13 protein-coding genes are annotated in these 12356 nt (G+C 67.3%); 2 read left to right on the forward strand and 11 right to left on the reverse strand.

Annotation, left to right across the window (positions count from 1 at the left end):
• Positions 1-17: 17 nt before the first annotated feature.
• From gspM to XH81_RS01070, 9 genes are read right to left on the reverse strand one after another with little or no spacing between them, the layout of a single operon-like run.
• Positions 18-599, reverse strand: a complete 582-nt coding sequence (gspM, locus tag XH81_RS01030) for a type II secretion system protein GspM (RefSeq protein WP_095425666.1) — start codon at positions 597-599, stop codon at positions 18-20.
• Positions 596-1633, reverse strand: a complete 1038-nt coding sequence (locus XH81_RS01035) for a PilN domain-containing protein (RefSeq protein WP_179879897.1) — start codon at positions 1631-1633, stop codon at positions 596-598. The genes gspM and XH81_RS01035 overlap by 4 nt, the downstream gene beginning before the upstream one ends.
• 1 nt (position 1634) lies before the next feature.
• A complete protein-coding gene (locus tag XH81_RS01040; protein ID WP_097668472.1) occupies positions 1635-2549 on the reverse strand; it encodes a general secretion pathway protein GspK in 915 nt (304 codons plus the stop codon).
• A complete protein-coding gene (locus tag XH81_RS01045; RefSeq protein WP_095425669.1) occupies positions 2546-3265 on the reverse strand; it encodes a general secretion pathway protein GspJ in 720 nt (239 codons plus the stop codon). The genes XH81_RS01040 and XH81_RS01045 overlap by 4 nt, the downstream gene beginning before the upstream one ends.
• Positions 3262-3657, reverse strand: coding sequence for a type IV pilus modification PilV family protein (locus tag XH81_RS01050; RefSeq protein WP_095425670.1), 396 nt, complete (start codon positions 3655-3657; stop codon positions 3262-3264). The genes XH81_RS01045 and XH81_RS01050 overlap by 4 nt, the downstream gene beginning before the upstream one ends.
• Positions 3635-4129, reverse strand: a complete 495-nt coding sequence (locus XH81_RS01055) for a prepilin-type N-terminal cleavage/methylation domain-containing protein (RefSeq protein WP_095425671.1) — start codon at positions 4127-4129, stop codon at positions 3635-3637. The genes XH81_RS01050 and XH81_RS01055 overlap by 23 nt, the downstream gene beginning before the upstream one ends.
• On the reverse strand, positions 4092-4547 hold the full coding sequence (gene gspG, locus XH81_RS01060; RefSeq protein ID WP_095425741.1) for a type II secretion system major pseudopilin GspG: 456 nt from the start codon (positions 4545-4547) through the stop codon (positions 4092-4094). Before gspG ends, XH81_RS01055 begins: the two co-directional genes overlap by 38 nt.
• A gap of 23 nt (positions 4548-4570) precedes the next feature.
• Positions 4571-5782: a type II secretion system F family protein gene (locus XH81_RS01065; RefSeq protein ID WP_095425672.1), complete on the reverse strand. Its 1212-nt coding sequence runs from the start codon at positions 5780-5782 to the stop codon at positions 4571-4573.
• Positions 5783-5785: 3 nt separating this feature from the next.
• Positions 5786-7474, reverse strand: a complete 1689-nt coding sequence (locus XH81_RS01070; RefSeq protein ID WP_370157221.1) for a GspE/PulE family protein — start codon at positions 7472-7474, stop codon at positions 5786-5788.
• 139 nt (positions 7475-7613) lie between these two features.
• Between XH81_RS01070 and gspD the strand changes: the two genes are divergently transcribed.
• Together gspD and XH81_RS01080 are read left to right on the forward strand one after the other, a co-directional pair.
• Complete coding sequence (gene gspD / locus XH81_RS01075; RefSeq protein WP_097668470.1) at positions 7614-9998, forward strand: type II secretion system secretin GspD; 2385 nt, start codon at positions 7614-7616, stop codon at positions 9996-9998.
• A 3-nt stretch (positions 9999-10001) separates the two neighbouring features.
• Positions 10002-10592, forward strand: a complete 591-nt coding sequence (locus tag XH81_RS01080) for a prepilin peptidase (protein ID WP_097668469.1) — start codon at positions 10002-10004, stop codon at positions 10590-10592.
• 129 nt (positions 10593-10721) lie between these two features.
• On the opposite strand, the gene XH81_RS01085 is transcribed toward XH81_RS01080, so the two are convergent.
• Together XH81_RS01085 and XH81_RS01090 are read right to left on the reverse strand one after the other, a co-directional pair.
• Complete coding sequence (locus XH81_RS01085) at positions 10722-11279, reverse strand: tetratricopeptide repeat protein (RefSeq protein ID WP_097668468.1); 558 nt, start codon at positions 11277-11279, stop codon at positions 10722-10724.
• 213 nt (positions 11280-11492) lie between these two features.
• Entirely contained in the window at positions 11493-12341 is an 849-nt protein-coding gene (locus tag XH81_RS01090; RefSeq protein WP_095425677.1) for a right-handed parallel beta-helix repeat-containing protein, read from the reverse strand.
• Between the last annotated feature and the right edge of the window lie 15 nt (positions 12342-12356).

The raw sequence follows: 12356 nt of genomic DNA on the forward strand, positions 1-12356 counted from the left end.
GAGCTGACGATCCCGCCCTACTTCCCCGCCTGCCACTGGCCCGAGACGCCCAAAATCACCCTGACGCGACCGGCGCCGGCGTCGCTCAACGCCGTCGTCTGCGGCACCTGGACGTCGAGCTGATCGACGAACAGGAACGGCATGCCGGCCTCTAGATCGTACAGCAGCCTCTGGAGCGCCGGCTGCTCGAGCTCGCAGCTCACGACGAGGCCGACGAAGCCGTCCTTCGCTTGCGCGCCGGACACATCGACCTGCGAGGACTGAACCTGGCCGCCGACATTGCCGACCGCAGCGGCAACGCGCTGCAGCAGATTGGCGCCGGCGACCGTCACGGTCGGTCCCTCCAGGAACGGCGTGCCGGGATGCTCGGCCATTGCCGCCGCGGCGTTCTTGGTGCCGCCCTTGCGGCCGCGAAACTGGTCGAGCAGGTCGGAGGTCTGCGCCAGCGCCTGGCGATGGGCGAGAATTTCGGCGATCGACAGCCCCGCCGTCAGCAACAGCGCGCCGGCAACGGCCACATAGAGCGTGACCGCGATCAGCGGCGAGCTCGCAAGCGCCCGCGCGACCGCATTGCCGCCGGTGACCTTTGCGCTGCTCATGGCACGTTCCTCGGCTCGATCTGCGCCTCGATGTGGAAGCGCTCACCGGGATCGGAGGAGTTGCGCGTGGTCGGGGCGTAAAAGGTCGCGCGGGTGAAATGCTGCGACTGCTCGATCAAGGGGATCAGCGAGGGCGCATCGCGGGTGATGCCGCCGATCTGTACTTTATTGCCCGCCAGATGCAGCTCGGTGACATAGGTGTGGTCCGGCAACACCCGGCTCAGCGTTTCCAGCACGATCACGCTCGCCGGCGTCTCGTATTTGCGGCGTTCGAGCAGCGCGAGCGGCGAGCGCTCGCCGCCGTCGCTGCCGCGGAGCGCGGCGCGGCGCTGGGTGATCTGCCGTTCGAGCTCCCTCTCCTGCGCGCTGAGGCTGTCGGCCAGATAGCTCGCCGCGACCGATCCGGCCACCGCTGCGACGGCAGTGAGAGCCAACACCGCCTGCAGCGCCCGGCTCAGCCGCGCCGGGTCGACCGCGCCGCGCGATCTCTGCTCGAACACCTTGATGCGTCCGCCCGCAGTCGCCTCCGTCGCGATCGCGACCGCCGACGGATGGAAGGACGCCACGGCCTCGACATAGCTCATCGCCACCTTGCGCGGCGCCGCGGCGATCTCGGTCGTGATGCTGTCGCTGCCATGCGGCGCCGGGGCGCGGCAGCCGAACACGGCTTCGCTCGCGCTCCACGGCGTCAGCCGGTCGATCTGCGCCCGCACGATGCCGTCGAGGAAATCGGCCGCGCGCGCCGGCAGCTCCAGCGGACGAAACAGGAAGCGCGACGGCCGCAGCACGATCTCGACGCGGCTGCCACGGACGATCTGCGCGAGATTGGCGCCTGCAAACTTGCCATCCGCGAACGCGATCTCCTTCGGGGCGTTCTCCGCCTTCGTGGCCTCCAGCGCGAACGCGCCGGTCTCGCTTTCGACCAGCCGTACCACCCGCGGCGACACGGTCCGCTCCAGGGCGCGCACGAGCGTGCCGGCCACGGTGCCGGTCCAGGCATCGATAATGGCGCGGAGGGAATCGAGCGAGCTCATCTCACAGAGGCTTTCCGGCGGAGCCGTCGACGGCGTTGTGCCACGACAATACACGATACGGCTCATCGCCGCTTTCGAGAAGCAGGATGACGATCTCGGCCGAGCTCCGCCGATGCGACGGCAGCTCGACCGCGACCGTCAGCCGGTACGCCTTCGAGCCCTCGACCGTCACATTGGTGCCGCCGGCAAGCCCGACCAGGGCTCGGGAATCGACGTTGGGGTCGGCGCGGTCGCGCAGCACCTGTTGCAGCATCCCGGGCGTCATGCCCGGCAGCGCCGCCACCACCTGAGGCGCGGCGTCGAGCACGTTCACCGCCCGCATGTTGCTGAACACGGTGACGAAGGGCAGCACGCGCTCCACGACCGCGGCCGGAATGCCGCGCACCAGCCAGAGCTCCTCGCTGTGCGGAAACGGCGCGTGGCGCGGCAGATAGGGCGCGCCGAGCGTGCGATAGTAGGAATCCTCCGGATTGTCCTGGCCGGGCTCCGTCGACGAGCGCCAGGCGAGGATCCGGTCGGCATAGACCGGCGCATCCGTCGCGGACACACCGAGCGCCGTCATCAGGCCCGACAGCAGCGGCTTCGGCGCCATGTTGAGATCGACGCGCGCCGCCTCCGAGCGGAACGTCACGCTCACCCGTCCAGCACCGACGCGGGCATTGAAGGTGCCGCTGGTCGGACGCGTCGCCTCGTTCTGCGCCGTCAGGCGGTAGGCCGCAAGTTCGATCCCCGCGTTCACCAGCGCATCGGCCTGTACCCTGTCGGCACTGACGGCGACCGTGACCGCCGTGTTGGTGACATAGGTCAGGTAGATCAGCGCCAGCGCCGCCAGCGCCGCCAGCATCCAGAGCACGGCGACCACGATGAAGCCGCGGCTCCCGGCAAGCCTCGCCTGGTCGTGCCTTGAGCCGCTCACAACTGCTGCTCCTGTTTCTCCGCCTGCTGCGGCCGGGTACGCGCCGTGACGCAAGTCGCCGGATTCTTGGCCCGCGCGCATTCGGCCGGCGCCGTGATGTGCGGGACCACCGCGCCCGAGACCGCGAGCACCTGGCCGGTCGCGCTGTCGCGCACGGTGATACGGATACGGTCCGGCAGCTGCGCCTGCCCGCGCCAAATCGGCTGCCACTGACCGTCCGGTCCGGCATAGGCGAAGCTCACGCGGAACGGCGCCCGGATCAGCACGACCTGATCGACGAAGCGGATCTGCCCGTCGGTGGGCATCGGTTGGAACGGCGCGCGCTCGCGCACCAGCGCCAGTCCCTGCGCGTCGGCCTTTTCGATCAGGCGGACGAATTCGAGGCCCGGACGCGTGCTCGGACCGATTGCCGTGCGCAGGAAGGTGACCGACAATTCGGCGCCGTCGAACAGCGGCACCCTGGCATCGCCATTCAATGTAATTTGCTCGGCAACCGTGAGGTCGGCGACGATGCGGTCGAGACCGGTTGCGAGACGCTCGGCCCGCTGCACGCGGGCAATGCCGCGATTCCAGTTCGGCAGCCATTGCGCCGTCACGGTCGCCAGCGCCGCCAGGATGACAGTCATCAGCAGGGTTGCGAGCAACACTTCGAGCAGGGTGAAGCCGGCTTCGTCGGCAAGTGTGCGGCGCAGGCGCTTCATTGCCAGACGCTTCATTGCGAAGCCCTCGGCACCAGCTTCACCGTCGTGACCTGGATGGCGCTGCCGTCGGCGCGCTGGAGGCGCAGATTGACGGCCAATGGCATGAAGCGATCGCTGGCGGGATCGCCGCCCGGCACGTTCATCGGCGCAACGTCGACCCGCCAGCGGCTGCCGGCGAGATCGCCGCTGCGCCGGCCGGGCTTCAGCAGGGAGCGCGCCGGCAGGTCCGCAAGCAGGGTCTCGGCCGTGCCGGCGAGTGCCAGCCGCTGGTCGATCGCGCGCGTGCCCTTCGCCGTCGTGGCGATGACCGAGCCGATCGTCCCGAGCACGACCGCGATGATCGCGAGCGCGACCAGCGCCTCGATCAGGGTGAAGCCGGCGTTATCAGAGCAGCTTCTGCGGGACAATCTCGACGCCTCCGGTCAGCCAGTTGACGCGCACCTCATATCCCATGCCGGGCCGCGCCAGCGCGATCACCCCGCCGCACGACATGCCCGATGGAAAGAAATCGATCGACCGCCCCGCGGCCCGGTCGGCACAGCGCGAGGCCAGCATCGCCTGCACCACCACGTCGCCGGGCAAGCGGATGGTCCGCCCGGTGACGCCGGAACGAATCGCGCGCGCCTCCGCATCCACCTGGGTCGCCACCCTGGTTTGCCGGCGCAGCGCGGCGTTGCGGTCGGCTTTCAGCAGCGCCGCAGTCTCGACCGCATAGCTCTCCAGCCTGGCCCGCGTCGTCGTACGCGGGACAGCCGGCAGGATGATCGCCGCGAGCAGGCCGATGATCGCGAGCACGCACAGGATCTCGATCAGCGCAAAGCCGCGCGTCTCGCCAATGCCCTCAGCGCGCGCCGCTGACAATGTCGGCCGCCGTTCCACTGCCGCCTTCCTGACCGTCCGACCCCAGCGATATGATCTCATAGGGCGCGCTCGCGCCCGGCGCGCGATAGACGTAGATGTGACCCCAGGGATCGCTCGGCACGACACCGCCGCGCAAATAGGGCCCATTCCAACCGGCCTGGTTGGAGTTGCGGGTCAGTGCGGAGAGGCCTTCGTTCGACGTGGGATAGCGGCCGAGATCGAGAAAGTAGAGATCGAGCGCGCTGGAGAAGCTCTCGATCTGGATCTTGGCCGCCTTCGCCTTGGACTCGCTGAGATAATTCAGCACCCGCGGGCCGACCAGCGCCATGATCATCCCGATGATGGTGATGACGACCAGCATCTCGACCAGGGTGAAGCCCGCCTCCCCACGGGCCGCGCGCCGACGACCCCGCTTTGATGATCGATGTTTCGTCACCTCAAATCCCTCCAACTATCAATTCAACCGACAATCTGGCTCACCGACATCAGCGCCGTCATCACCGACGTGATCAGGCCGCCGACGACCAGCGAGATCGCGATGATTGCCGCCGGGCCCGCGATGCCGACGGCGCGGTCCAGCGTGCGCTGCAATTTGGCCTCATAGAATTCAGCGACGCGGCCCGACAGCATCGGCAATTGCCCGGTCTCGTCGCCGAGCCGGAGCATGCGCACCGCCATGGCGGGCAGCGCCTCCGTCTCGGCCAGCGCGTCGGACAGTTTCGAACCATGGCGAACGCGGTCAGCGGCATCGCTCCAGACCGCGGACGGGCCGGTCGTCGCCATCATGTCGACGAGGATGCGCAGCGTAATGGTGAGATTGACGCCGCTGCCGAGCAGCAGGCCGAGATTGCGGCAGAACAGCGCCGTCCGGTACGCGCTCATCACGTTGCGGATTGCCGGCAGCCGCGTGATCGCATTGGCGACGGCGCGGCGGACGCGCTCTTGCCGAAGCAGCAGCCACGCCACCCCGATAGTGACCGCAAGACCAGCCAACACCGCATCGGAATTGCCGCGCAGGAAGGTGGAGATGTTGAGGAAGACGCCGACGACGGGATCGATCTTGGCGCCGAAATCCTGCAACACGGATGCGAACTGCGGCAGCACGAAGGTGAGGAAGAACAACAGCACGCAGCCCGCCGCGCCCAGCACGAACAAGGGATAGCGGATTGCATCCGACAGCCGCCGCCGCAACGCCTCGCTGCGGGTACGCTCGCCGGCCAGCACCTCCAGCACCTGGTCAAGCGAACCCGAGGCCTCGCCGACCCGCACCAGCGCGACATACATCGGCGGAAACAGCCCCTCGTGCCGCGCCAGCGCTTCGGCAAAGCTCTCGCCCGCGACGACCCGCGAACGGATGTCGGCAACGACCGGGCGCAGGCGGCCGAAATCGGGATCGGTCGCGAGCAGCTCCAAGCCGTCGTTGATGCGGGCGCCGGCGCGCAACAGCAGCGCAAGGTCGCGGGTGAGGATGGTGACGTCTTCCGGCTTCGGCCTGTTGAAGAGGCTGGACACGCGGCCCGCCGAGCCGCCCTCCTCCGGCGTGACATTGTCGACCAGCACGAGACCGAGCCGCTCGATCCGCTGCGCGACGTCGCCCGGCGCAGGCGCGGCAATGGCGCCGGAGACCAGTTCGCCGTTGGCGTTGAGCGCGCGGTAGCGATAGTTCGGCATGCGTTAGCGCACCGTCGTGACGCGGAAGACCTCGGGCACGGTGGTGAGCCCCGCCCGGCATTTGGCCACCGCATCCTCCAGCATCGTCGTCATGCCGCCCCGCATCGCGGCGGCGTCGATCGAATGGGAGTCGGTCTGCGGGCCGATCAGCGCGCGCACCTCGTCGGACATTTCGAGGATCTCGAACACGCCGTTGCGGCCGCGATAGCCGGTGCCGCCGCAGCGTTCGCAGCCGCCGGCCGCGTGCACGACCTCGCCGCACTTGAAGCCGATCACCGCAAAGCGCGGGTCCTCGGCGAGATCCGCCTCGGTCAGCGCATGCGGGACCTTGCAGCGGTCGCACAGCACGCGCACCAGGCGCTGCGCCACCACCGCGCGCAGCGTCGACTTCAGCAGGAAGCCCTCGATGCCGAGATCGATCAGGCGCGGTACGGCGGCCGCGGCCGTCTCGGTGTGCAGCGTCGTCAAGACGAGATGGCCGGTGAGTGCCGCGTGAATCGCGATATGCGCGGTCTCGGCATCGCGGACTTCGCCGACCATGATCACGTCGGGGTCCTGGCGGACGAAGGCGCGCATGGCGGAGGCGAAGGTCAGTCCGATCGACGGCTTGACCTGGGACTGGTTGATGCCGGGAATCTCGTATTCGACCGGATCCTCGATGGTGAGGATCTTGCGCGTCGGCTCGTTCAGGATCGACAGCATGGTCGCGAGCGTCGTGGTCTTGCCACTGCCGGTCGGTCCGGTGACCACGATCATCCCGTGCGGCATCGCGAGCAGCCGCGTCATCACGCTCTCGTCGCGCGCGGCGAGACCGAGCTTGCTCATCTCCAGCAGGCCGCGGTCGCGCGGCAAGAGGCGGATGACGGCGCTCTCGCCGTGCTGCGTCGGCATGGTCGCGACGCGGACGTCGATCTCGCTGCGCCCGACCCGCACCCGGGCCGCGCCGTCCTGCGGCAGGCGCCGCTCGGCGATGTTGAGGCTGGCGAGAATCTTGATGCGCGAGATCAGCGCCTGCGGCGGAATGCCGTGCGGCGACGGCAGCGCGCGCAACAGGCCGTCGACGCGCATGCGCACCGTGAGCCCGGCACGGAACGGCTCGACGTGGATGTCGCTGGCACGCAGATCCACCGCGCGTTCCAGGAGATCGTTGAGCGCGCGCACGACCGGAGCGCCGCTGGCGAGATCGCGCAGGCTCTCGATGTCGTCGTCTGACTGCTGCGCAACGTTCCTGCCGCTTCGATCGGCATTTGCATCGTCGGCATCGGCCCGTTGATCGAGCACCGTGGTGATGTCCTCGTATGAGGCGACGACGACATCGACCGGTGCTCCGAACACGATTTCGGCGGCGCGAATGGCCGCCGTGTCGGAGGGGTCGGCGACAGCCAGCCGGAAAACATCGTTGGGCGCACTGAAAGGAAAGATGGTGGATTCACGCAGGAAGCGGCGCGAGAAGCCGTCGAGGCAAGGCGTGGCCGCGAGCAGTTGCGGAAGGCTCAGCCGCGGCAGACCAAAATGGTCGGAGACTTCATCCGCGAATTCGGCCGCGGAAAGATCGGTGGCCTCCCACAATTCACGCAAGGGACGCGTGAGCGCGGGGGTGGCCGATTTGTCGACATGGGCATGCGCCCGCGGCGGCAATGAGTATTTTTCCAGGAGGTGCTGTCGGAAGCTATCTGCGGAGCGGTCGCGCATCGCATTCACAGCATTGACCTTGTTACCTGAATGCAACAACCTCGACGGGACATGGAGCGCCCTTTGCCCTTGACTTATTTATTAGCAAAAACATAATCGTGGCGCAAATTATTGCGCGTCCGAACCAAGGGGGGATCGGATGCAATTTTCAATCACTTCCAGCGTTGGCAGGCGTATTTTGTTTAAGGTGGTCCAACCGCTTTTGCGCCTTCGCTCAGCGTTGTCTGGAACGCTCCTCCTGCTGTCGTCCGCCTTCGTGCTCGGCGCCTGCATCGTGACCGCCGACCAGTCGATCGAAGCCGATCCAAAGGACCCGCGCGCCCAGGACATCGCCGACAAGGTCCGCTCCCTCGATCTCCAGCCACGTCAACCTGCGGATGCGGGCGCCAGCGGCATTGCGCAGGCAAGATCCTCGAAGCCGGCGATCTATCTCAGCGATGGTGCAACGCCGCAAGGCGGCGCGCTGGCCGAGCGCGACGATGCCGGCGGCAGCGGTTACGACCTCAATTTCGAGAACGCGCCTGTTACCACCGTCGCAAAGGTCATTCTTGGTGATGTACTCAATGTCGGCTACACGATCGACCCGCGGGTACAGGGAACCGTGACCCTGGCCTCGGTGCGGCCGGTGCCCAAGGCGGATGCGCTCTACGTGCTGGAGAACGCGCTACGCATGTCCGGTGTCGCGCTGGTCCGTGACCGCGCCGGCTATCGCCTGCTGCCGGCGCCGGAGGCCGGTCCCGGCGGCGTCGACCGCTCGTTGAACGCCGCAGCCGGCCAGGGCGTCACCGTGGTGCCGCTGCGCTACGTCTCGGCGCAGAATATCTTCAAGCTGCTCGATGCCTTCGGCGTGAAGGCCCAGACCATGCGTCCCGACAGCGCCCGCAACACGCTGATCGTCAGCGGCAGCGGCACCGACCGGGCGACCGCGGTCGACACCATTCTCTCCTTCGACGCCGACTGGATGCGCGGGCAATCGGTCGGCATCTTCCCGGTGCGAAATTCCACGCCGGAGCCGCTGATCGCCGAGATCGAGAAGATCATGGATTCAGGCGAAGGCGGCCTGGGCCAGAACGTGGTGAAATTCCAGCCGATCGGCCGGCTCAACTCGATCCTGGTCGTCAGCCAGAAGCCCGAATACCTCAAGCGTGCGCAGACCTGGATCGCGCGGCTCGACCGCTCCGATACGGATGGCGTGAACCTGAAATCCTATCCGCTGCGCTACGGCAACTCCAAGGCCGTGGTGGCGCTGCTCAATGAGATCCTGTTCAGCCAGAGCGCGACCAGCAGCTCCTCGCTCGACAATTCCGCGGGCCAGATCTCGCCCGGCTCGGGCATCGCGACGTCCTCGTCCGGAACCAATCCGATCGCCTCGCTCAGCGCGCTTCCGACTGCCGCCTCAGGCGCCGCAACCCCGGTCACCGGCGCTCCCGGCTCGGCGCTGGCCGCGCGCCCCGCCCCTGCGGCGGCCGGCGTGCCCGGCCAGGACAACGGCTCCGGCTCGCTGCTCGGCACGGGCGCAAAACCCGTCAACAATGCCATCCTTCAGAACGTGCGGATCACGGCCGACGTCACCAACAACGCGGTGCTGGTCTATGCCAACGCGGAATCGCAACGCGTCGTCGAGCAGACGATCCGGCAAATCGACCGGCCGCAGCGCCAGATCGCCATCGAGGCGACGATCGCCGAAGTCACGCTGAACGACGCATTGAACTACGGCGTCCAGTTCTTCATCGCCAGCAAGCACGGCTCGGTCTCCAACGTCATCGGCGGCGTCAGCAACAGCGCCTCGGTCGGCAGCAACATCGAGCAGCAGACCGGCGCGGTCAACGCCGCCGCCGGCGCGCTGCTCGGCCGCGCGCTGCCCGGGTTCAACTTTCTGATCGGGGCGGAAAACTCCCCGCGCGTGGTGCTCGATGCGCTCCACAACGTCACCACCGTCAAGGTGCTGTCCAACCCGTCGCTGGTCGTGCTCGACAACCAGCCGGCGACCTTGCAGGTCGGCGACCAGGTGCCGTTCTCGACCGGCACCGCGACCGTGCTGACCGCGAACAACACCGTCGTCAACACCATCGACTACAAGAACACCGGCATCATCCTGCGCGTGCTCCCGCGCGCCAACGCCAACGGCAACGTCGTGCTCGACATCGAGCAGGAGATCTCGAGCGTCGCGGCCGGCAGCACAGGTTCGCTGACGCCGACGATCTCGCAGCGCCGGGTCAAGAGCTCGATCGCGGTGACGAGCGGCCAGACCGTGCTGCTCGCCGGCCTGATCAGCGAGACCGAGAACAGGCAACGCCAGGGCATTCCGATCCTCGATTCCATACCCGGCGTGGGCGATGCGTTCTCGCACCAGGGCACGACGCGCGCCCGCACCGAGCTGATTCTGTTCATCCGCCCGACCGTCATCAAGGACGGCGTCGATGCGCACGTCATTGCGGAGGAAATGCGCAGCAAGATGAACAGCCGCCTGGTCGGCACCAGCAATCCCGTGGTCACCGTGAACCCGCCCAAGGCGGCGCGCTAGGGCGTGACGGATCAGGCGGCGGAGGTCGCGACGGGCGCTGCGCTCGCCATCGCCCTGCTGCTCGGCGTGTTCGCAAGCCTCGTGACTGCGCCGGGCGCCGAAGGCCTGTACGGCGCGTTCCTGGCCGCCCTGATGCTTGCGATCGCGGCGAACGATGCGCGCCACTACCGCATTCCAAACGAGCTGACGGGCGCCGCCTTCGCGCTCGCGCTGCTCCGTGCTGGCGCGTTCGTGCCCGATCTCGGCGCGGAGGCGCTGCTCTGGCCGCTGACACGCGCCGCAGCCACAGGCCTGCCGCTGCTGCTGCTGATGGTGCTCTACCGCCGCTGGCGCGGCCGCGACGGGCTGGGGCTCGGCGACGTCAAGCTCGCCGCGGTCTGTGGCGCCTGGCTCGACCTTGCGACCGTGGTTGCGGTGATCGAGCTTGCGGCGTTGCTGGCGATCGGCGCCTATGTCGTCGGTGCGGCCCTGCGGCGGAAGCCGCTGCGCGCCACAGCCTTCCTGCCGTTCGGGCTGTTTCTGGCACCGGCGATCTGGATCGGCTGGCTGGGCGAGACCTGGTACACGAACTGGCTCGGCGGCTGGCCGGGCTGACGGCGGGGATCGGGATCAAACCGACCCTGCTCACATCAAAACGCGAAAACAACCCCATGCACAGTAGGCGGGGACAGCGTTATCAACGACTTACCTGACGGCGCGCGCTCTGCGGATTTTACCTGGCGCTCAGTGCTCGCGGCTCGGCGCCCATTCCAGCGCCCGCAGACGGGCCTGAGCGATCTCTCCGCGCGTCATCTTGGTGGTGACGGCATCGCGGATCCTGGCTCGCGCCTCGCGCGCTGGCGGAGGTGCCGCGGCCGTGGACAGATTGAGCCATTTGGAGGCTTCGACGATGTCCTGCGGCACGCCCTGGCCGCGGTCGTAGAGCAGGCCCAGCGAATATTGAGCGCGGCTGTCGCCCTGCTCCGCCGCGCGCCGGTACCACATCGCGGCTTCCGTGTAGTTCTGCGGCACGCCGCGGCCGGTCTCGAACAGGAAACCGAGATAGGACTGGGCAGCCGCGTTGCCCCGCTCGGCGAGCGGGATGAAGATGCGGGATGCCGTGACATAGTCCTGACGATGGAAAGCGGAGACGCCCTGGCGGAACGATTGGGCATGGGCCGGGATTGCGAAGGCCAGCGTCAGCAGGATGGCGGCACAACCCCACCCCGCCCGTCGCCAAAAACCGCACGCCTGCGGCGCCGCACGGAAAAACCTGGGATCCGGGCTGTCGAGGGTCTGCATCCCACCTGCTCTCCTTGCACGCAAAGCCAGACTAGTCCGTAGGTATCCCGAAATCCATAGTGCGTACCGGCCACAAAAAAAGGCTTCGGGCGCCTGGCGCCCGAAGCTCGTCGATTGAACCCGATGCCAGACTGCGATGAGACCGGAGCGTCATCGCGCCTTGGTTCGTTGCTTGAGCATGGCCGTTTCGAAAAACGGCTACACGCTCATGCTCTAGTGATATCCGCCCGCGGTAGCCGGTGTCGTGTCCGGAGCGTTACCGTTGATCTGGTTGTCCAGATAGGACAGCACGTTGCCGGTCGTGGCTGCGCCGAGATTGTTGACGATCACCGAACGGCCGATCCGGGCTCCCGCAGTGCCGCTGAGGGCAAAGCCCGTGCTCAGATTCTCCGAGATGTTGCTGTTGTTGACCTGGACGTTGGACGATCCCTGCACGTTCAGGCCGACGAAGTTGTTGTGAATAGCCGTGTTGTTGATCAGCACGCGGGTGCTGCCGCCATTGGTGTTGATGCTGATCCCCGCGCCAGCAGCCGCTGTGCCATTGTGCGAGATCACGCTGTCCCGGATCATGAGCATCGAGTTGAAATTCACCGGATTGGAGAAGATGCCAGTTCCCGACGCGCCGTTGAAGTCCCTGATGAAGCAATGCTCGATGACGACCGAGGCCGCCTGGAGGATGTTGACGCCTTTGACGCCGGTGCCGGCACCTTCGATGTCGAGGCCGCGCAGCACGATGTGATCGGTCGCCGCAGCGTTGATGTTGACGCCGTTGGTGCCGGACCCAAGGATGCTGCCGACGACACCTTCGCAATAGATCGTCATCGCCTTGGTGATGGTCACCGTGCCGAAGCCCGCGGAATCGAGGCAGTTGATCTCGCCGCCCGCGGCGGTCTTCGAAATCGCGCCGGCGAAGGTCTTGCACGGCGCGGTGCGGCTGCACGGATTGACGTCATCGCCGACACCGGAAACCCACGTTCTGGTCGCCTGGGCATGAGCCGGCTGCGACACGGCGAACGGCAAAACCAATCCCGCCAAGAGAGCCCATAGAGCAATACGACGCATTTCAACCTCCCAAAT

The sequence above is a fragment of the Bradyrhizobium sp. CCBAU 25360 genome, assembly GCF_028128695.1.
GTDB lineage: Bacteria > Pseudomonadota > Alphaproteobacteria > Rhizobiales > Xanthobacteraceae > Bradyrhizobium > Bradyrhizobium ottawaense.